At 48.5% G+C, this 21,458-nt stretch carries 20 protein-coding genes; 9 read left to right on the forward strand and 11 right to left on the reverse strand.

The genetic code is table 11. The features are described from left to right. From ACYVF1_RS12870 to ACYVF1_RS12880, 3 genes are all read left to right on the forward strand, one after another. Positions 1-627, forward strand: a complete 627-nt coding sequence (locus ACYVF1_RS12870) for a hypothetical protein (protein ID WP_461079281.1) — start codon at positions 1-3, stop codon at positions 625-627. A gap of 74 nt (positions 628-701) precedes the next feature. After that, a complete protein-coding gene (locus tag ACYVF1_RS12875) occupies positions 702-3,527 on the forward strand; it encodes a M14 family metallopeptidase (RefSeq protein WP_461079283.1) in 2,826 nt (941 codons plus the stop codon). A 93-nt stretch (positions 3,528-3,620) separates the two neighbouring features. Further along, positions 3,621-4,943: a M20/M25/M40 family metallo-hydrolase gene (locus tag ACYVF1_RS12880; protein ID WP_461079285.1), complete on the forward strand. Its 1,323-nt coding sequence runs from the start codon at positions 3,621-3,623 to the stop codon at positions 4,941-4,943. A gap of 188 nt (positions 4,944-5,131) precedes the next feature. Here the strand turns inward: ACYVF1_RS12880 and ACYVF1_RS12885 are convergent, their stop codons facing one another. Both ACYVF1_RS12885 and ACYVF1_RS12890 read right to left on the reverse strand, forming a co-directional pair. Next, complete coding sequence (locus ACYVF1_RS12885) at positions 5,132-5,539, reverse strand: hypothetical protein (RefSeq protein WP_461079287.1); 408 nt, start codon at positions 5,537-5,539, stop codon at positions 5,132-5,134. Positions 5,540-5,616: 77 nt separating this feature from the next. Beyond that, the gene (locus tag ACYVF1_RS12890; protein ID WP_461079289.1) at positions 5,617-6,159 is read right to left on the reverse strand and encodes an NUDIX hydrolase; all 543 of its coding nucleotides are present in this window, start codon (positions 6,157-6,159) and stop codon (positions 5,617-5,619) included. A gap of 132 nt (positions 6,160-6,291) precedes the next feature. On the opposite strand from ACYVF1_RS12890, the gene ACYVF1_RS12895 reads away from it, so the two are divergent. Continuing rightward, a complete protein-coding gene (locus tag ACYVF1_RS12895) occupies positions 6,292-7,197 on the forward strand; it encodes a DUF2911 domain-containing protein (RefSeq protein WP_461079291.1) in 906 nt (301 codons plus the stop codon). A gap of 93 nt (positions 7,198-7,290) precedes the next feature. Here ACYVF1_RS12895 and ACYVF1_RS12900 read toward each other — a convergent pair whose 3' ends face one another. The 6 genes from ACYVF1_RS12900 to ACYVF1_RS12925 form a co-directional block, all read right to left on the reverse strand. After that, positions 7,291-7,845, reverse strand: a complete 555-nt coding sequence (locus tag ACYVF1_RS12900; RefSeq protein WP_461079293.1) for a hypothetical protein — start codon at positions 7,843-7,845, stop codon at positions 7,291-7,293. A 212-nt stretch (positions 7,846-8,057) separates the two neighbouring features. Then, the gene (locus ACYVF1_RS12905) at positions 8,058-8,270 is read right to left on the reverse strand and encodes a hypothetical protein (protein ID WP_461079295.1); all 213 of its coding nucleotides are present in this window, start codon (positions 8,268-8,270) and stop codon (positions 8,058-8,060) included. A gap of 95 nt (positions 8,271-8,365) precedes the next feature. Then, positions 8,366-10,048, reverse strand: coding sequence for a sodium:solute symporter family protein (locus ACYVF1_RS12910; RefSeq protein ID WP_461079297.1), 1,683 nt, complete (start codon positions 10,046-10,048; stop codon positions 8,366-8,368). Beyond that, entirely contained in the window at positions 10,045-10,170 is a 126-nt protein-coding gene (locus ACYVF1_RS12915; protein ID WP_461079299.1) for a hypothetical protein, read from the reverse strand. Before ACYVF1_RS12915 ends, ACYVF1_RS12910 begins: the two co-directional genes overlap by 4 nt. A gap of 77 nt (positions 10,171-10,247) precedes the next feature. Continuing rightward, positions 10,248-11,126 carry a hypothetical protein gene (locus tag ACYVF1_RS12920; protein ID WP_461079301.1) on the reverse strand — a complete coding sequence of 293 codons (879 nt, stop codon included), beginning with the start codon at positions 11,124-11,126 and terminating at the stop codon, positions 10,248-10,250. Positions 11,127-11,192: 66 nt separating this feature from the next. Further along, positions 11,193-12,380, reverse strand: a complete 1,188-nt coding sequence (locus tag ACYVF1_RS12925; RefSeq protein ID WP_461079303.1) for a hypothetical protein — start codon at positions 12,378-12,380, stop codon at positions 11,193-11,195. A gap of 44 nt (positions 12,381-12,424) precedes the next feature. Between ACYVF1_RS12925 and ACYVF1_RS12930 the strand changes: the two genes are divergently transcribed. Then, on the forward strand, positions 12,425-13,642 hold the full coding sequence (locus tag ACYVF1_RS12930; protein ID WP_461079305.1) for an aspartate aminotransferase family protein: 1,218 nt from the start codon (positions 12,425-12,427) through the stop codon (positions 13,640-13,642). A 47-nt stretch (positions 13,643-13,689) separates the two neighbouring features. Here ACYVF1_RS12930 and ACYVF1_RS12935 read toward each other — a convergent pair whose 3' ends face one another. The 3 genes from ACYVF1_RS12935 to ACYVF1_RS12945 form a co-directional block, all read right to left on the reverse strand. Further along, a complete protein-coding gene (locus ACYVF1_RS12935) occupies positions 13,690-14,388 on the reverse strand; it encodes an NAD-dependent epimerase/dehydratase family protein (protein ID WP_461079307.1) in 699 nt (232 codons plus the stop codon). A 160-nt stretch (positions 14,389-14,548) separates the two neighbouring features. Next, positions 14,549-14,824 (reverse strand): hypothetical protein, encoded by a 276-nt coding sequence (locus tag ACYVF1_RS12940; RefSeq protein WP_461079309.1) that lies wholly within the window; start codon positions 14,822-14,824, stop codon positions 14,549-14,551. Positions 14,825-14,902: 78 nt separating this feature from the next. Further along, the gene (locus ACYVF1_RS12945; protein WP_461079311.1) at positions 14,903-16,489 is read right to left on the reverse strand and encodes an acyl-CoA carboxylase subunit beta; all 1,587 of its coding nucleotides are present in this window, start codon (positions 16,487-16,489) and stop codon (positions 14,903-14,905) included. Positions 16,490-16,654: 165 nt separating this feature from the next. Here ACYVF1_RS12945 and ACYVF1_RS12950 point away from each other — a divergent pair, with 165 nt between their 5' ends. From ACYVF1_RS12950 to ACYVF1_RS12965, 4 genes are all read left to right on the forward strand, one after another. Further along, the gene (locus ACYVF1_RS12950; RefSeq protein ID WP_461079313.1) at positions 16,655-18,538 is read left to right on the forward strand and encodes a beta-N-acetylhexosaminidase; all 1,884 of its coding nucleotides are present in this window, start codon (positions 16,655-16,657) and stop codon (positions 18,536-18,538) included. 206 nt (positions 18,539-18,744) lie between these two features. Further along, positions 18,745-19,266 carry a GreA/GreB family elongation factor gene (locus ACYVF1_RS12955; protein WP_461079315.1) on the forward strand — a complete coding sequence of 174 codons (522 nt, stop codon included), beginning with the start codon at positions 18,745-18,747 and terminating at the stop codon, positions 19,264-19,266. A gap of 172 nt (positions 19,267-19,438) precedes the next feature. Then, complete coding sequence (locus ACYVF1_RS12960; RefSeq protein WP_461079317.1) at positions 19,439-20,143, forward strand: hypothetical protein; 705 nt, start codon at positions 19,439-19,441, stop codon at positions 20,141-20,143. Positions 20,144-20,147: 4 nt separating this feature from the next. Then, positions 20,148-21,431 (forward strand): hypothetical protein, encoded by a 1,284-nt coding sequence (locus ACYVF1_RS12965; protein ID WP_461079319.1) that lies wholly within the window; start codon positions 20,148-20,150, stop codon positions 21,429-21,431. The last annotated feature ends 27 nt before the right edge of the window (positions 21,432-21,458 follow it).

Consider the following 21,458-nt stretch of genomic DNA (forward strand, 5'->3'; position numbering starts at 1 on the left):
ATGAAAAAAATCTCTTTATACTGTTCGTTGCTGGCCATTCTGGCACTGGATGCCTGTAAAACCGAGAATTATGTTTGGGAAAACTGGTCGTATACGGCAGTCCCATTGGTGGCGGTCAATACGTCCAAATCGGCCTTACCTACTCTAGCTACAGCTAATACGTCATTTTTTGATTTAGGCGCATCAAATCTGGCCAGCCAGGAATTTGAATACACGCTCAAATGGGAAGGGTTTGGCAAAACCGAAGTTAAAAATATTGAAGTCTATTTAGGTTTTGTGAAAGCGCCCGCAACGGGTAATCCAGCTTATCCGATCGTGGTTTCTCAACCTGGCGGCCTCTACCCGAGCGTAACGCAGTTCCCACTACCGAGTCGGGTTAGCTCCGCCGATAAGCTGTTTATGACCGTTACGGAATTTCCAAAAGTAATAACGGCCACAGCGGGTCAAATGGCTACCTTTACAGGAACCGACCTCACCAAGGTAGTTCAGAATGACTATTTTATCTTTAAATTTATCCTGACCATGACCGACGGTCGCCGAATTGAAGGCTATCAGGAAAACGTCTGCGATGAAGCCCGTGGTGAAGTCGGCGACTGCCGCGTCGGTGTCCGCTTTCGCCGTAAATAATCTTGTACCACAAACGATTAAACCTGAAATACCAACTCCTTTTTTTCAATAGTAACCTCAACTAACTTCCAACAATGCGTTATTCTCCGTACTCGCTTCTTGCCGGGCTTCTGATGGGTGTAAGCACTACGTTTGCCCAGACGATCCCCTCGCCCAAGGAGCATTTTGGGTTCAACATTGGCGATGATTATCAGCTCGCTACGTATACCCAGACCGAAGCTTATTTCCGAAAAGTAGCTGCTGCTTCTGACCGGGTTAAACTGGTCGACATTGGCCTGACCGAAGAAGGCCGGCATCAGTTAATGCTGATTGTCTCGTCGCCCGAAAACCTTAAGAAACTAGACCACTACAAGGAAATTTCGACGAAACTGGCCCGTGCTGAAGGTCTTTCCGACGAGCAGGCTCATGCGCTGGCGAACGAAGGCAAAGCCATTGTCTGGATTGACGGTGGCCTGCACGCGACCGAAACAGTTGGTACGATGCAGCTCATCGAAACTGTGTATCAGCTGACGAGCCGGAAAGATCCCGAAACGATGCGCATTCTGGATCAGGACGTTATCCTCCTCACCCACGCCAATCCTGACGGCCAGGAAATCGTGACGAACTGGTACATGCGCGAGCAGACGCCTAATAAGCGCGTACTTGATAACCTGCCTAAATTGTATCAGAAATACGTTGGGCACGACAACAACCGCGATTTCTTCATCATGAACATGAAGGAAACCCAGAACATGGGTAAGCAACTGTTCGTCGAATGGATTCCGCAGATTATGTACAACCACCACCAGCGCGGTCCAGCTGGTTCGGTGCTGGCGGGTCCCCCCTACCGCGATCCGTTCAATTACGTATTTGATCCTCTGATGATTACGGGTATCGACGCGCTGGGAGCGGCTATGATTAACCGGCTGAATTCGGAAAACAAACCAGGCTTCACGCGCTTGGGCGGTTCGGTTTTCTCGACCTGGTATAACGGCGGTCTACGTACCACGACGCACTTCCACAACATGATTGGTTTGCTGACCGAAATCATCGGCGGCCCAACACCCGAGGATATTCCGGTTGTATCGAAGTACCTGATTCCCAACGGCAATACACCGTTCCCGGTGTTGCCTCAGAAGTGGCACTTCAAGCAGTCTATTGATTATTCGCTTTCGCTGAACTACGCTGTACTGGGCTATGCTGCCCGCTACCGTGATGAGTTGTTGTTCAACATTTACCGCATGGGTAAAAACTCAATTGAGCGCGGTAGTAAGGATACATGGGGTTTATCGCCGAAGAAAATCGACGCGATTACGCAGGCTTTCCAGAATGACCCGAAAAAGCCGAACGTACCAACCAATGCCGCCCTGGCTCAATATGGCTTCGTTCCTCGCGGTGGTGGCATGCCGATGAAATATTACGACACGATCATGAAAGCGCCGGTGCTACGTGATCCACGCGGCTTCATCATTCCGTCCAATCAGCCTGATTTTGCCACTGCCATTAAGTTCATTAACGCACTGATACGTACTGGCATTCAGATTCAGCAGGCTACGTCCGATTTCACGGTGGCAGGCAAGAAATACCCGGCCGGTTCATACGTAGTGAAAACCGATCAGGCGTTCCGTCCGCACGTGCTGGATATGTTCGAACCCCAGGATCACCCCAACGATTTCCAGTATCCAGGTGGCCCGCCGGTACGTCCGTATGATGCCGCTGGCTGGACTTTGGCGTATACCATGAACGTGAAATTCGACCGGATTCTGGATGGCTTCGATGGACCATTTAAGAAGCTGCCCATCGGTGAACTACAGTCGCCGGAAGGACATATCGCTGGTGCGGCTGGTGCTGGATACGTATTGAGTGCCAAAGCAAATAACTCGTTTATTGCGGTTAATGACTTGCTAGCGTCGGGCGTTGACGTGTTCCGGTTACCAAATGGCACGGGCGGCAAATCGACGGCAGAGGCTGGTTCGTTCTATGTTCCTGCTTCGGCGAAAGCGAAATCGCTACTTGATAAATCAGCCAAAGACCTTGGTCTGGAAGTGATGGGCGTTTCTAAGAAACCCACTACGTCGATGATTAAAGTGTCGCCGATGCGTATTGCACTTTGGGATACGTACGGTGGATCGATGCCGTCCGGCTGGGTACGTTGGCTCATGGAGCAATATCATTTCCCGATGAAAGTGATTTTCCCACAGGACATCGACGCGGGTGATCTGAAGAAAAAATACGACGTAATCGTGTTCGTAACCCGTGCCATTCCTCCCGTTGGCGGTCGTGAAGAAGATATTTTCAGCGCGATGGAACGGGAGCCGAAAGAAGAAAGTACCCCGGCTGAATACCGCCAAATGTTAGGCAAGATTACCGCTGCCAAGTCTATTCCGCAACTAAAAACCTTCCTCGAAGCGGGCGGTACGGTAGTAACCATCGGCTCCAGCACGAACCTGGCGTATCACCTTGGCCTACCCGTTAAAAGCGCCCTGACCGAAATGACCGCTGCTGGTAAAGAACGTCCGCTTCCCGGCGAAAAATACTACATTCCTGGTAGCGTACTACGTGTTGCGCTCGATTCGACTCAGCACGCTACGTGGGGTTTGTCGAAACAAACCGATGTGTATTTCGATGCTAGCCCGGTCTTTAAACTGGCTCCTGAAGCCATTGCGAAAGGTACGATCACTCCGCTCGCGTGGTTCGATACTGATAAGCCGCTACGTTCCGGTTGGGCCTGGGGGCAGTCGTATTTGCAGGATGGCGTAGCTGCGTTCATGGCTCCGGTTGGGGCTGGTAAATTCTACGCATTTGGTCCCGAAATTACCTTCCGGGCGCAGGCGCAGGGCACCTTTAAATTTCTGTTCAACCAGCTTTACAACACAGGCAGAAGCGGCTCGCAAGGTAGTGACGTAGTGAGCGAAGAATAATCGTAAATCCAGTTCTCAAACGTAGTGAAGCGGTTGTTACGTAGCGATTCTAAACGAAAAGGTACGTAGCAACCGCTTCCAATTTTATTGACTATGCATCAACTTGTTAAAGTCGCTTTCATTGCTCCCCTGTTGCTAACGGCCAATCAACTATTTGCCCAGGAAGAAGAAGCCGATGAAGAATCGAAAAAAGTAGTTCCTATCGACAAACGTTACGAAACTGAAATCAGTACGTTAGTTAAAAAACCAGCGGTTCAGTCGGCATTCAAAATCTTCAACGAGCTGGAGCCGCAAACCAAACAGGATCTTTACACGCTAACCGAAATTGCTTCGCCCCCATTCAAGGAAAATGAACGGGCTAAAAAGTACGCGGCCATGATGAGAGAAGCCGGTGCCGATTCGGTCTGGATTGACGAGGTTAGTAACGTAATCGCCAAACGAAAAGGAAAGTCCGGCAAAAAAACGGTGGTCGTTGAAGCGCACCTCGATACGGTTTTTCCAGCCGGAACCGACGTAAAGATTAAAACTAAAGGCGACACGCTCTACGCGCCCGGCGTGGGCGATGATACGCGCGGATTGACAGCCGTGCTAGCTGTTTTGAAAGGTCTGGAAAAAGCAAAAATTGAAACCGAGGCCGACGTACTGTTTGTTGGTGCCGTTGGCGAAGAAGGACTTGGCGATTTGCGTGGTGTAAAGCACTTGTTACGTGATGGTAGTCAGAAAGTTGATTCGTACATCGCTGTCGACGGCCACGGTATTGAAACCATCACCCACCGGGGGCTGGGCTCACACCGATATCGCATTACGTTCAAAGGTCCGGGCGGGCATTCGTATGGTGCTTTTGGCATCGTGAATCCCCACGGCGCGCTGGGAAAAGCAATCTATTACTTCACCACCGATGCCGACAAATTCACCCGCGAAGGTGTAAAAACGACGTATAGCGTTAGTGTGATTGGTGGTGGTACGTCGATAAATGCCATTCCGTATGAATCGTGGATGGAAGTCGACATGCGTTCGGAAAGCAAGGAAAAACTGGCTGGTGTCGATAAGCTTTTACAGGCGGCTGTTCAACGGGCTTTGAAAGAAGAAAACGCCATGAAACGTAGCGGCCCCGATCTCACCGTCGACGTAAAGATGGTGGGTGACCGCCCATCCGGACGTATTGAGCCAACTATTCCGCTAGTGCAGCGGGCCATGGCTGTTTCCAAATACCTTCAGGGCGAACCCAAGCTGCGCGTCGGTTCCACCAACGCTAATATTCCCATTGCCAAAGGTATTCCGGCTGTAACGATTGGTAGCGGTGGCACGGGCGGTAACGCACACTCACTCCGCGAATGGTGGATTAACGACAAAGGCGTGTTAGGCCTTCAGCGAATTCTGCTCGTGCTCCTGTCCGAAGCCGGAACCGCGAATTAAGTATGCCAGAGAGAAGATTTATAACGTCGGATGGGCGACAATTGCCGGAAAATAGGGCGTGATACGCATGCATTACGGTATGGATAATGAAGTTAAACCTGGCGTTAGTCCTTACTTTTAACCTACTCTCGATTAAATCAAAACGAGCCACCTGATTTACGGATGGCTCGTTTTGATTTAAGACGTTTCTATTCACCCACAGCGGAATTATCACCCTTCCGTTTTGGCTTTTTCACGTAGTATTCGCTGGGCGGGCCAAGGGGTTGCGGCTCACTCAGACGCTGAATTTTATAATTGCGATCGGCCAGGTTACGCGATGGCGTATGTTCAACTGTGATGCCGCCGACGGGTTCCACCATTGGCATTTGATTTTTATAGTTCGCCACTTGAGCAGCACCCGGAGTAGGTGTCTGCACGGCAACGCCCGATTTTTTCTCCCAACGGCTAGCGGCCTTAGCCATGTTAGGATGTTTATAATTATGAGTCGAATACATCGGATTGTACAGCGGCTTTTTCCCCCCGTCATCCTGAGAGTATACTTGTTGCGATGCGACCAGCAAGCCAGCACTCGCAAGCAATAAAGTGAAGACTTTCATGATTATCTCTATGGTTTTGTTGTAGGGCAAATCTATACATTTGTCAGATTAAAAAACAATTAAAATAGCCACTATGTTTATAGTTTTTCTTCGTTTTTTAACACAAGTCTGAGAATTGAATCAGAATCGGCAATCTTTTTGGCGTTTTCTATCGAAAACCATTGAATATTCTTAATTTCATCAGAATCACCAAACGGTTCTTGTGGATCGGCTTCCAGCAAAAATCGAATGTCGTAATGTAAGTGTTCAGGAACGTCGTTCCGGGCCGGAATCGGGTGAATATCTACGTCATAAATGGTTGGCGACACCAAACGTAGTGACGTGAGTCCGGTTTCTTCCTGTGCTTCACGAAGGGCAACAGCCGCTACGTCGGGGTCCCCATCGGCGTGGCCACCCGGTTGGAGCCATCTATCTAATTTCCGATGATGAATCAGGAGTGTTTGCTGGTGATCGAGGCTTACAATCCAGGCCGATCCGGTAATGTGCCCTATTAATAGCGATCGTTCGAAGCAGTCGGGGTGTTGTTCTACGAACGTAATGGTTGCCTCCGTCATAGCCTGTTCGCTGGCATTGGCAGGTTGATGTTGACGCAGCAGTTGAAGCAAAAGTTGTCGTTGCATAAATGATTTGGGTAGTGACTAGTTAAGGGCGATTTCGTCTGACTTCACAAAATCGTATTTTGATTTGGTTGAGATTGTCTTTAAAAAGCCGCAATTTGCTGCCAAATTAATTCTATTACCCTATCGATTATTATGCGCAAGTTATCCTTAACAGCCGCTACGTTATGTCTGGTTACCCAACTAGCGACGGCTCAAATCAAACTTCCTTCGCCTAGCCCCGGTGCTTCGGTTATGCAAACGATCGGCACCACCGATCTGACTGTTACGTATTCTCGGCCTAGTCTGAAAGGTCGGCAGCCTTTTACAGACTCCTTTGTCCCCCTTGGAAAAGTGTGGCGTACCGGCGCTAATTCGCCGACTATGTTTACTGCGTCTACCGACGTAATGGTAAATGGCAAGACGCTTCCGGCTGGTTCATACGCCGTTTTGTCGATTCCACAGGAAGGTAGTGCCACGTTGATTTTCAGCAAGAATAAGGCAACTACCGAAGCGACGTACAAGCAGGACGAAGACGCGCTACGTGTGAACCTTACTCCGGCCGAACTTCCGGAAAAAGTAGAAACGTTTACCATTGGTTTCAGCGATTTGACCGACAGCACAGCCAAATTGAATTTCATGTGGGCGAACGTCAAAGCGTCGGCTGACGTACGGGTAGACGTAAACGCCAACTCTGCGGCCAACGTTGACAAAGCAGTAGCTGAGAAGCCGGATGATGCCGCCGTACTGATGGCCGCAGCCAGCTACAACGTATCGAAGGGACGCAATCTGGATCAGTCACTGACCTGGATCGACAAGTCGATTGCCAAGCAGGAAACGTACCGGAATCTCTACGTTAAATCGCAGATTCTGGCGAAAATGGGCAAATATGCCGAAGCGGCTCCAATAGCTCAGAAAGCCCTGTCGTTGGGACAAACCTCTAACGATCAGGCGTTTCCATTTTTCAAAGAAGCCATCGAAAAAAGTATTACAGAGTACTCTGCCAAAGTGCCAGCCGCCATGCCTGCCATGAAAGCCGGAAAAGGCAAGAAGAAGGCGTAATTGATACGTTGTTCCGTCATTTACCATTAAAAAAGCCAGCCAGAAACACATGATTCTGGCTGGCTTTTTTGTCTTACAATACTGGTTCTCAGTTTAATCTTTCAAGAAGACATACATAATACCTGCTTGAGGCTGGCCATAATACTGACTACTTCTGGAAAAGTGCAACCACTGAAAAGCGTAGTTCAATTCGATACGTAGCGATTTACTTACTCCCAAACTAAGTCCGGGGCTGATCTGAGAAAATTGCATGGATACGCTTGGATACGAAATACCAGCATTTTCCGCTACAGACCGCTGGCCAAATTGGTACGTGGCCTCTAAGAAAGGAGCCAGTCGCGTGTTTGTAAAGAAATACCGGGCTGAAGGTCCTAAAGTAAGATCGTGGACACCAATTTTGCCAACCCACTCTTTTGACCAACTTGCCGTTGCGCCAGCCACGAACCTGTTCGTCAGGTAATATCCCACAAAAGGCTGAAGACTATTTCGATGCTGAAGCAGGTTGCCATTCCCATACCCATCTCTCAACCCAATTTGCCAGCTACCTGCTTTTGAAGCAGTTGTACGAGGAAGTACCTGCGCGGACGCCGACTGAGCAGCCATGTAAGCCAGAAAAGCGAAAAGAAAAATAAATAGATTCGTTTTCATATGAGAAGTTTCTCAGAAAACGGACGAAGCTTGTGCTTCGTACACTACTTACCGCTTACTCAATAAATGCAAAAAAAGCCCTTCAGCGACCAGCCCGGCTGTCCGGCCATTCAATCCTCAACGTGTTGATTTGACGTCTTTTCGCAGCTAGTTCCTGACAGACGCTTACCTCTGGTAGTAGCTAAAGGTATCGCTTTTCCACAGACTTTTTTTCAGTTCGGATGCGCTGGAATACGTATTTTATTTTTTACAAACAGAAGTTCGTTGTAACGTATCTGAAGAACCATTACGCGTTTCCATCGAACCCACTCCCGCTTCCAACCCGATTTTCCCCGCAATTCCTCCGAAAATTCAGCGACAACCTGCCTTTTTAGCTTCCGGTAGACGGATGGTCGTCTTGACGAAAAGATTAGTGCTGTTGTCATGTGCTGGGAAGTTTATTAATTACAGAGACAGCTTTGTACAATCAATTTAATAAGTAGTATTCAGAAGTGCCTCAACGTAACAGTATACTCTGTATTTACCTATAAATCGTTCGCTGTAGTATCCAGGCGATACCAACGACCAGTAAACAGCCTATTACGTTCAGCCAAAGGAAAGCTGTCAGATTCAGGTACCAACTCGCTACGACCAGCGCTTCGGCAATAATAGCGGCCCAGAACGTAGCACCTCCCCCAACGGATTTGACGTAGAAAGCCACCACAAAAACACCCAGAATGACGCCGTAAAACAGCGATCCCAGAATATTCACGGCTTCAATCATACTACCCAGTTGATTGGCAAACTGGGCAACCACAATACAGAAAATACCCCAGCCAATAGTCGACCAGCGCGAGATTGATACGTATTGCGTATCGCTACAGCTATTGTTAATCAGCCGCTTATAAATATCAACGACCGTAGTTGAGGCCAGCGAATTATAAGCCGAGGCAATAGATCCCATTGAGGCAATGAAGATGACAGCAATGAGTAGCCCAATCAGCCCGTGCGGCAGATAGTCCAGCACGAAGCGCAGAAAAATGTAGTTGACGTCGTTGGTATCGGCTGTTGGGTTGTTCTGTTTGATGAGTTTCGCTACGTCGGCCTTCACCCCTTTCATGGCTTCGTCTGTTTCGCGAAGAGTACTGGCGGCTACGTTCTGCGCGGCTTCATCGTCCGATTTGAGCGCGGCTTGCATGTCGAGCACCGCTTTCTGTCGTTGAGCAGATAGGTTTTGATGCTTGATTTCGGCCAGCTGATACTGCTGAGCGTAAGGGCTTTCTTTCAGTCGATCCGTTTCCTGTTTGTTAAAAAAAGTGGGCGACGGATTGAACTGATAAAACACAAAAACCAGCACTCCAACCAGCAAAATCAGAAACTGCATCGGCACTTTCAGGAGCCCGTTCATTAATAAACCAAGCCGGCTCTGCCCAATGGATTCGCCCGTTAGGTAGCGCCCCACCTGCGATTGGTCGGTACCGAAATAAGACAGTTGAAGGAAAAAGCCGCCGATCAGCCCCGACCAGATGTTGTAGCGACTGTTGGGATCGAACTTCAGATCGATCAGGTTTACGCGCCCGGCCTTCCCCGCCACGTGCAGCGCATCGATAAAGCCAATTCCCTCGGGCAAAAGCTTCACCGTCAGGTATCCGGCTAAGCCCATGGCCAACGTAATGACCAGCATTTGCTGAAGATGCGTGTGCGAGATGGCTTTAGTACCACCTGCAACGGTGTAAACGAGCACGATACCGCCCATCAGCAGATTGGTCAGGTAGATATTCCAGCCCAGAATGGTCGATAAAATAATGGCTGGGGCGTAAATGGATAAACCCGTCGACAGGCCCCGCTGGAGGAGAAACAAACCAGCCGTCAGCGTTCGGACGCGGGCATCGAACCGGTCTTCCAGAAACTCGTAGGCTGTGAAAACTTTCAGTCGATGAAAAATCGGAACGAACGTAACAGACAGCACAACCATCGCCAGCGGTAGCCCAAAGTAGAACTGAACAAACCGCATTCCGTCGGCAAATCCCTGCCCCGGCGTCGACAGGAACGTAATGGCACTGGCCTGCGTGGCCATTACCGACAACCCTACGTGATACCAGGGCAACGACTGACCGGCCAGCAGGTAATCGTCCATGCTACGTGACCCACGACTACGTACTATGCCATAAATAATAATGCCAGCCAGCGTAACTGCCAGCACTACCCAATCAAGAACACTCATGACAGCCAGCGCATTAAACCGTAAAATAGCAGCATTTCAAGCACCAGGCAGCCAATGACAATGGCATAGAGTTGCGCCCACGTTCGGACAAAAGGGGGTAAATCGGTAGTGTCTTCAGGCATGAAGGTTAGGATTGTCTGACTATAACGGCGAAAATAGGGGAAATCGGTGTATCGCCCCCGATATTCACACAAACGGTTTATTTCCCGATACGAATGTGGTAGCTCGCGTAAGGCACCAACGTAACGAGATACGGAACTCCGGGCTCCGATATAAACGGAACATAAGCGGCTAAATCGAAAGCGTGACGCGGACGGTCGAAACGAAGCCCGGCCGACAGAATACCCGCAAAATTGACTGCGCCAGCGCCGAACAGAACAAGGTTTTCGCTGATCAATGTGAGCCTCGGGCTTACCTTTCGTACCAAGCCGAACGTACCGACAATATTCCGGGAAATTTCACCGTCGGCAATACTCCATCCGAGCCCGAACGTAGTGTTGTTACGTTTGTCGCCCATCGTCACTATACCCTGAACGTAGCTAAGTCCTTGGGGATCAGTAATGTCGGTTCGGAGCGATATATATTGAGCATTGACTCCTACCCGCACCCGATTATTGACGGGCAGCGACAACTTCGTATTCAGACTAAACAGGGTTGTCGGTAAAAACGTAAAAAAAGACGTACCAACGCTCCAGTTATTGGTAATCCCATACTCGAACTGGCTAATGTATAGAATGTAGTTATGAAAATAAAACTTTCCTTTTTCGGCCGAAAAAGCGGTTGGCGTCAATCGCATGGTATGCGGAAACGGGTTCGGATAGCCAGATTTTGACTGCGCATCCAGTTGTTCGATACGTACTATCTGCTCGGGTTTTAGTCGTATTTCGCCTAGATTTTCGGTTCGGATAATAGCTTCCGTGCTATCCTGTCGCAGCAATTCACCCCGAAGCTGCGTACCATCTTTCAGGTCAATCCGGTACGTCCGTTTGGGCGGATTGGGCTTCTTCTGATAATACTCATCCTGCGCCTGGGTTAGCATGGGCAAAACGAGCAGGAACATCCATAGAATATACTTCATACTTCGTCTTTGAAGCGTTACGTTCAGACAAATTTACTGCAAAGCAAGTGCCAGAGCCATTGAGGTTCAGTGTTTGCCAATGAGGAGATTGTAGGCCAGATAAGGGTAAAAATTTGTTTGGATTTTAGTGCCCGACGAATTGAACGTGTAATACGTATACGGTTGTAAAGTTGAGAGAACGCCGAGGTCGAATGCATGACGTTGACGATCAATACGTAATGCCATAGATAAATCAGCTCCACTGCCCCCAAAATATATATTTTTATAAAACATGTTATCGCTTACAAGCGTCAGACTAGGCGAAATTTTCTGGATTAGACCTATCGATAGAAACGATTGTTTTCTATTATAGAAAGAAGCGTAAATACCAGACGACGATGAAATAATATTCGTCAGCAGGCGCATTCCGTAGCTGATTGTTGCATTTCGCTGGCTAGTGCCCAACGACAGTATACCCTGCAGCAGCACCTGTTCAGGACTAAAAACTACATCGCCCTGTTGCTTCGGCTGGTAGATCGCATTAACGCCAACGCGAATCTGTTGCCCCACCTGAAACGCCACTTTTGTCGAAAAACGAAAACTAGCCGCCATAAACGACTGATTTCCAATTTTTATATCATTGAACATAGGAGCCAAACCCGCGCCAACGCTCCAGTTTTTGGTAATCCCATAGTCAATTTCATTTAGGAGCAGCAACGTATTGCGGTAATAAAATCGCCCTTTTTCCAGATTGAAGGCGGTTGGATTGGTGAGCATAAAAGGCGAAAATTTAGTAGGATACAGCGGCTTTTCCACCGATGCTCCTCCTGTTACGTTTGCCATATTTCCAGACTGAACGGTATCAACCCGAAGCAGTAGCTCAGGCTCGAAATACGTCAGTTGCCCATTACGTTTCCTGACAGTAATCATCGTTTCATTACGTCTGACGAAGGTTCCGGGCAGGCGAGTGCTGTCTTTCAGCACAAAAACGGTGGACTTAGCCGCACTATTTAGCAAATTACCACCGCTTTCGGGCGCAATTTTCGAAGCCGAAATCCGGCTCACCTGATCGGTTTCTACGTATGAATAATTTCCTCCGTGTAGACGTACCGTAATCAGTGAACTATCCTGACGCACAATACGCCCGTGAACCACAGAGCCATCGCGCAGCAGCAGGTACGATTGCTTACGCTGGAGATCCTGGAGGCTTGCCTGGATACGTTGCGCCCAGACGACGGCAGGGCAAAGCAAAAGGATGAGAAGAACTGTTTTCATGGTTGAAGGTGTTAGGATTTAGAAACTAAGATGATAATTTCTACATGTCAACGGTGACATCCCGGCAATTATTTTTTCAGCATATAGCACAGACCTCCGATTTCCCGTTAGCGTTGGAAATCGATCGGGCCGAAGGCATTTATTTAATTGGTCCATCGACTGCCGACACTGATGAAGCACGCTACATCGACCTGATTTCGGGCATAGGCGTGAGCAACGTGGGGCATCGACACCCGCGTGTGCTGGAAGCAATTCAGCAGCAACTGGACAAATACATGCACCTGATGGTGTATGGCGAATACGTGCAGACGCCCCAGGCCCAGCTAGCGCACGGGCTGGCGCAAACCCTGCCCCCAACGCTGAGCAACGTATATTTCACTAATTCGGGGACCGAAGCGACGGAAGGCGCCATGAAGCTGGCCAAACGTTTTACCGGTCGGACGGAAATCATCAGTTGCTTCAATGCGTATCACGGTTCAACGCAGGGGGCGCTTTCGCTGTCGGGTGACGAAAATTTCAAACGGAATTACCGCCCCCTCCTACCCGACATTCGCCACATTCACTACGGTAATTTTGATGATCTCGACCAGATAACTCATCGAACAGCCGCTGTTATCATGGAAGTGGTAGCAGGCGAAGCGGGCGTGCGCGTCCCCGATGCTACGTACCTGCAAGCCGTTCGGCAACGCTGCTCAGAAGTTGGTACGCTGCTCATTTTCGATGAAATTCAAACGGGTTTTGGTCGTACCGGTACGTTCTGGGCGTTCGAGGATTTCAACGTAGCACCCGACATTTTACTCTGCGCCAAAGGAATGGGTGGCGGTATGCCGATCGGTGCGTTTATCAGTTCAGCAGAGATCATGGGCGTCCTGAAAAACAACCCAATTTTGGGACACATTACTACGTTCGGCGGGCACCCGGTTTCGTGTGCGTCTTCGTTCGCTACGTTGCAGGTCATTCAAACCGAGAAGTTGCACGAAAAAGCCGAAGCCAAAGGACAGTTATTCAAGCAGTTGCTCCATCACCCGGCCATTAAGGAAGTACGTGGTAAGGGGCTGATGCTCGCGGCCGAGTTCGACTCGTTCGACGTTTTAAAGCCCGTTATTGACCGGGCCATTGCCCGCGGAACCTCCGGCCAGACGGGTGTTATTACAGATTGGTTTTTATTCTGCAATAATTCGATGCGAATCGCTCCGCCACTCATCATTACGGAAGAGCAAATTCACGAAGCGTGTAACGTAATTCTGGAAGCGATTGGGTAGATAAACAATGTTTTGCTGCCGCTCGGGGCGAATTGATTAACTGACAATTATTTATTTAACCGAAAGTTGGCGTTCCAGCCCAATTCTCGTTTCGCCTTATCGGTCAGTACGTTACCGCCGTCTTCAACAATGTTGTAGATACCGCCTTCACCATTCGTAATGGTTTTACGGGCCGCATCAGCAGCCGCGTCGACGTGAACGGCACAGCCCTCCGGAGGGCTGTCGAAGCCAGTGCCTGGTCCGTAAAATTTGCCGTAACGTAGCACAATTCCACCAAAACTCAGCACTTGTTCTTCCAGGCTAATAACCCCTTTTGATGCTGAATTCAGTGGTGCGTCTTCAGCGTATGGCATTGGTCCTGGTGCGTAGGCAAACGCAATACTCTGGGCGATAACTCGTTCAACGCCAACTGCTGACGCAGCACGTAGCAAATTTCGAGTTCCGACTTCCCGGATGTAGGCGTTACGTATCAGGGCTTCAGGCATCCGGGCGGGGTCGAGCGCAGGCGGCAAATCAGTGAGTTGGTGGATAACGATAGTCGGTTGAGACTCAGCAAAAACGCGGTTCAGCGACGCTACGTCGAAAACATCCACGATTACCGGCTCTATACCAATCGAACGTAACAGGGCGGCCTTTTGCTCTGAACGGGTGGTGCCGACTACCGACCATCCATCCGCCACCAACAACCGCGACAAGCGTTGGCCTACTGCTCCACTAGCTCCGGCCAGTAAAATCTTTTTCTTCATAACGAAATCATCCTGTTTTACGGAAACAAGACGCTCAACGAACCGACCAGTAGGGCCAATCCGAAAATAATCGCCAGCCCAATCAGAACGGTTTTCAATAAACTACCCGGCTTTTTGGATGTTGCCATTACTCTTTAGATTAATTCACGCACTATTTTCTTTAAATCAACCCTGCCAACGTAGCGAGCCAATACACCGTAATACCGATCAGGCAAATCCAATACAGTCCAACTAACACCAGCATTACGTAGTAGGCAACGTCTCGTCGAAGCGAAAATTCCTTCACCTGGTACAAGCCGCCAATTGCCATTAGCCAACCACCGCCAATAACGAGAAGCCCCCGCCACGTAGCAGCTAACATCGGCAAAAACGCAGCCAGCAGTACCAGCGCGAAACCAACAGAAACAAACAGAATTAGTTTTTGGGTGACTGTCATGGATACATTGATTCAGCTGGAACGTACTGCGGGCCGCGCGGGCAATTATAGTAAAGACCTTTGGTCTAACAATTTGTATTACAACGGAATATTGCCGTGTTTCTTCTTGGGCATCGATGCGACTTTGTTTTCCAGCATCTGGAACGCCCGGATGAGCTTCTGGCGGGTCTGGTCGGGCATAATCACTTCGTCGATGTAGCCCCGATGTGCGGCCCGGTACGGATTGGCGAATTTCTCGGTGTATTCCAGTACTTTTTCCTGCAACTTGGCCTGCGGGTCATCGGCTTCCGCAATTTCGCGTTTGAAAATGATTTCGGCGGCACCGCTTGCACCCATCACGGCAATTTCGGCGGTTGGCCAGGCATAGTTCAGGTCGGCGCCGATGTGTTTAGAATTCATTACGTCGTAGGCCCCGCCGTAGGCTTTGCGGGTGATGACCGTTACGCGGGGAACGGTAGCCTCGCAGAAAGCAAACAACAATTTGGCCCCGTTGGTGATAATGCCGTTCCACTCCTGATCGGTGCCCGGCAAAAAACCCGGTACGTCCTCCAGCACCAGGAGCGGTACGTTGAAACAGTCACAGAAGCGCACAAAACGGGCCGCTTTGGTACTGGCATTGATGTCGAGAACACCAGCCAGCACGGCGGGTTGGTTACCTACGACCCCGATGCTACGTCCGGCCAGCCGGGCAAAACCAACGACGATATTTTCCGCAAAATTTTTGTGCACTTCCATGAAACTGCCCGCGTCGACCAGTTCGTCAATCACCTCCCGCATATCGTACGGCTGGTTCGGATTGTCGGGAATAATGCTGTTCAGCGCCGAACGGGTTTCCTCCGAAGGCTCATAGTCCAGCATGGGTGGTTCGTCTTCGCAATTCTGGGGAATATAACTCAAAACACGCTTAATCGACTGAATGCAAGCCAGTTCGTTTTCACAGGCAAAATGCGTAACCCCCGATTTAGTGCTGTGGGTACTGGCTCCACCCAGTTCTTCGGCTGTAACGGTTTCATGCGTAACGGTCTTCACTACGTTGGGGCCGGTCACGAACATATAGCTCGTATTTTCGACCATGAAAATAAAATCCGTAATGGCCGGGCTGTATACGGCTCCACCGGCGCATGGCCCCATGATGGCCGACAACTGCGGAATAACGCCCGAAGCCTTCGTGTTCCGGTAAAAAATGTCAGCATAACCCGCCAGCGACAGAACTCCTTCCTGAATCCGGGCTCCGCCCGAGTCATTTAAGCCAATAAGGGGCGCACCGTTTTGCATCGCCAGATCCATCAGTTTGCAGATTTTTTCAGCGTGCGTTTCCGACAGAGCGCCCCCAAACACCGTAAAGTCCTGCGCAAACACGTAGACCAGCCGTCCATCAACAGTACCGTAGCCCGTCACAACGCCATCGCCCAGATAGTGCTCTTTATCGAGGCCAAAGTCGCGGGTGCGGTGCATGACGAACTTCCCGATTTCTTCAAACGAACCTTCATCAACCAGTAAGGCAATCCGTTCGCGGGCGGTCAGTTTACCTTTGGCGTGTTGGGCGTCAATACGTTTCTGGCCTCCACCGAGTTCGGCTTCCGTATTTTTTTTGGCCAGAGCTTCGGTTTTCGACGGTTTTAAGTCATTTGATAATTCTATATCTGCTTGCTTTTCAGTCTGCATAGGGTTCAATATTGTCGAAATCAGGTATGAGCAAAGTTAGGCTGTTTTTGCCAGATGAAACCTGGAACGGAAAAATCGGTAAAAAAGGGATACGTTCGCGAAAGTCTCGACGTTAAAATCTGACTTCGAGTTACTTTTGAAAATAATTTATTAATCGTTCAATTCATGAAGTTTAGCCATATCGTTTATTTGTGTCTGGCCGTTACGTTTGCACAGGCACAAACCCCCATTCATCTAATTCCCCAACCTGTACGCATAGAACCTCAGACTGGTGCTTTTACGCTCAACAAATCGACTACCATCCAGTACAATCAGGCTGATGGCCGAGTAGTGGCCGAGATGCTTAGCCAACAGCTGAACGTACCAACAGGATTAGGCCTTTCTGCCAAATCAGGAACGTCGGGAAAAATCCAGCTTACGCTGAACCAGACACCTGATAAACAGCTTGGCGAGGAGGGCTATACGCTCGATGCTTCCGCGAAACGTATCGTCATTACGGCTAATAAACCAGCCGGGCTGCTTTATGGCATGCAAACCCTGACGCAGTTGCTGCCCAAAGAAATTGAAAGCAAAAAGGCTGTATCGCAAAGCTGGACGGTGCCTGCAGTACGTATCACCGACTACCCACGCTTCGGCTGGCGGGGCGTCATGCTCGACGTAAGCCGCCATTTTTTCACTAAAGAGGAAGTCAAACAGTTTATCGACCAACTCGCAGAGCTGAAATTCAATACGTTGCACTGGCACCTGACCGACGATAATGGCTGGCGTATTGAAATCAAATCATTGCCGAAACTCACCGAAGTCGGTGCCTGGCGGGTAGCACGTACCGGCCATTACGGCGACCGACCCAGCCCCAAACCCGGCGAACCGACTACCTACGGCGGTTTTTATACGCAGAATGATATTAAGGAAGTGGTGGCCTACGCGCAGGCACGTAACGTAACGATTGTACCCGAAATCGACGTACCGGGGCACAGCATGGCGGCCCTGGCGGCTTACCCCGAACTGAGCTGCACAAAAGCTAAAGTAAATGTCGATCCCGGAACAGCCTTTTCGGAATGGTACGGCAACGGTACGTTCAAAATGAAGGTTGAAAATACGCTGAATCCGTCGGACGAAAACGTGTATGCCTTTCTGGATAAGGTATTTACCGAAGTAGCCGCCCTTTTCCCGAACCCATACATTCACGTTGGTGGCGATGAGTGCTATAAAGGCTATTGGGCCAATGATCCCGGTTGCCAGGCACTGATGAAGCAACTGAATATTCGCCACGTAGAAGATTTACAGGGCTATTTCATGAATCGGGTTGAAAAGATTCTGACGGCTAAAGGCAAAAAACTACTGGGCTGGGACGAGATTCTGGAAGGTGGGATTTCGCCGGGTGCTACGGTGATGAGCTGGCGGGGAATCAAAGGCGGAATCGAAGCGGCTCAGGCCGGTCATAACGTAGTCATGACGCCTACTACGTTCGCCTACCTGGATTATAACCAGGGTGATCCTACCATCGACCCTCCTATTTACGCCAACCTGCGCACGCAGAAAAGTTACAGTTTCGAACCCGTTCCGGATGGAGTGGATGCCAAATATATTCTGGGTGGTCAGGGAAATTTGTGGACCGAGCAGATCCCGACGCTACGTCATGTCGAATACATGGTATATCCACGCGCCTGGGCATTGTCAGAAGTTTATTGGTCGCCGAAAGAAGCGAAAAACTGGCCCAATTTTGTGCAACGGATGGAGACTCATTTCGAACGTGCCGACGTAGCACAGATCAATTATTCGAAAGCGGTATATGATGCCATCGTCCGAACCAGTCAGAACGGCGACAAACTCCGGCTCGAACTGGCCAGCGAAGTGCCCGGCCTCGACATCTACTACACCACCGACGATACCATGCCCGACCAGTTTTCGACTAAATACAGCCAACCCGTCGACCTACCTGATGGCAACATTACGCTCCGGGTCGTTACGTATCGGTCAGGCAAACCCATTGGCCATTTAATTACGCTTTCCCGCGATGCGCTGCAAAAGCGTATTGGTCGGTTTTAACCTCAATTGATGCTGAGCAATAAAATTGTAGCCCGAACGTGCACGTTCGGGCTACAATCATTTCATCTGGTTATCTTTTTTCCTCAATAGTCATCTGCTTACGTAATTAAGCATTTAATCAGCCCGGATCTCATCAGAAACAATTCACCCCAAGCGGCAGTTTTTTTAATGGGACCAACCCTAATCTGGCCTCGTCAATGTAGCATATGAGCAGCGCCTTTTTAAAAAATGAAACAGCCGATGCACCTGTCGTTATCCCCGCACGCGCTCCTTTACCGCCGGGTTCGCCTAACTACGTAACGCCCCACGGCCTTGTGTTGCTACGTGATGAACTTACAGACTTAGAGACCCAACGTGCTCACTTACAAGCCGCTGAGGTGGATGATGAGAACGAACGTAGTCGGCAGCTTGCTTTGCTTAATGGCACTATTGCGAATCTGAATCAGCGTATCTCCAGCGCTAAAGTGGTCGACACGCAGGAGCAGGACAAAGCTCGATTTGGGGCTACTGTTGGCCTGAAAATCCAAACCGGGAAACTAGCTGGCACTGAGCGTCAGTTCACGATTGTGGGAGTCGACCAGGCCAATGCCTCTCAGGGACTGATTGCCTTTACATCACCCTTGGCGAGAGTTTTACAAGGAAAGCGGATCGGCGAAACAGTGGAGTTGCCATCTTTGAAAGGAAAAGAGACTATGGAAATAGTAAGTATCCAGTATGGATTAGCCTAAAACTTCTCCTGTATTTTTCGATGCTGATCTTCCCAAGCGAAAACCGCCCATGCATCGTCAAACTCCATTTATAAAGTCATCGTAGCCAACTACCAATCTCCGGACTAGTCAGTTTCAAGGCACCTATTTTTGACATATCGATACGGTAATCAACGCACGTATCAAGTCAAAAATGCGCCAACCAAATACTACGTCCATGCAATTATCCAGCGTACTGCCTTATCTGCCGGGCTTATTGCTAATCGGCGGCTTTACCTATTTAACGTATCAGAATAGTCCTAAACATGCAATGTGGCTGCTCGGAATTGTAGTAGGCAGCATTTTAATAGGATATCTAACGCCCAGAGAAAAAACTATCCTGATCGGCGCGGCTATTGGAATTGTAGGCGTTTTTGTCGTCATGGTTCAATCGCGAAATGTACGGGAGCGCAGCCTGAGCGACTGGTTCGCGGAGAAAGAGTTCCGATGGACGGAATTCAGTGCGGTTAAAAGTCTGTTCAATACGGCCACGGCGGGGCGCATTTCTTACAGTACATACACTGGAAATTTAATCATTAATCAGCAGAAAATCTCCTGTCTGATGGCAACCCGATATAGCACAACTACGGTAAATAACTCCGTCAGTATAATTCTTGACTTTTCGTACTATTTCAGCGATCCAGAATCGATTGATTTATTTGAACAAAAATTCATAACAGCAAAAGAAAATACACCTCATACTAATTTATGGAAAAGCCAACTACGCTTTTTCGATTTAAAAGACTGTGAAATTTTCAGACCTTCAATTGGGGGACTAGTGGTCAGTTGGCGAACGCCTGCGACGTTAGACGGATATAATGATCGGTACAATTGGATAATAAACGCATTGCAATCGTAAATATATGAATACGTCATCTGGCACTTTAGAGGATAGCATCAATTTTATTTTCTGGCTTCTCATTTACGTACCATTGAATATATTTTTAATGGTAATGGCAGCCTTATTTTTCAGTCTAATCAATAAGCTTTTGCAACTTCATTTCCCTACGTGGGCGTTAGCTGTTGGCGCTGCTTTACTGGTATTTGTGATCATGACTAGTATACTCACTACCAGCAAGATCGATCACATGTTTTTCTATATAATTACACTGATCATTAATCTACTTTTTGGGGTGTTATTGCTTACAGTATCGGGCATCGCAAATTTTATTTTCAGAAATACATCAGCAGTTGATTTCAGCTTTGGGAAACCGCAACTTATTACGCTCTGTTTATATGGATTCGCTACCGCTTTCTTTGCGGCTATTCCCCTGTTAAGCCAGGGTAGCGATTATTTGACATATATTCAGAACGAAAAACAACTTGCAAAATTAAAAAAGGCAGTTGACGAAAATAATATAGAAACCTTTACAGAAATTCGTGATAAGAATACGGATCTATGGAAAACAAATTTACCGGGCGAAGAGAGACCACTTATCGAATACTTGGTTGCTCAGGACAAAACAGAACTGGTACATATATTAACAAAACGCAGTCAGGATTATTTTACATATTCACTTCGTTGGCCAATTAAAAGTTTTGCTATGGTTGATACCCTGATTACAGATGGTATGAATCCGAATAAAATTATTGATGAATTATCGCTAGCAAATCGAGCTGAACTAATAAAGTACGTAGTAAACAAATACCATCCTGATTTTACTAGTTCTGTTAGTTTCATTACGGAGAATCTGCTAAACAACAACAATATAGTTTTACTCGATTTTCTTCTAAAGAATGGATTAGCAACTCACGAAGACCAGAATCAGGATACTATCTATTGGCTTGCCAAAAAAAAGGATATTGAATCTATTAAATTAATAATAAAAAAGGGATTCAGAATCGACACAAATGATTGCGGGTTACCGTATCTGGCTATCAGTTCTCATAATTTATCATTTCTAGAATATCTATTTACTTACCCGTTCGATATAAATGCCCACTTCGATGAATATACCCATCTGGAGACGGCAATCCTGACGGGTAATATTGCCATTTTCGATTTTTTACTCAGCAAAAACCCGGATGTAAAAACAGTACACGTAACAAAATTTGATGGCGAAACGAATGCGCTACGTATAGCAGAACGATATAACCGGACTGAGATGCTGGAAAAACTAAAACAGTACGTGCATTCGCTCAATTAGCCGAAATTATATCAGAACAATAAACCA

Source organism: Spirosoma flavus, from assembly GCF_054778555.1.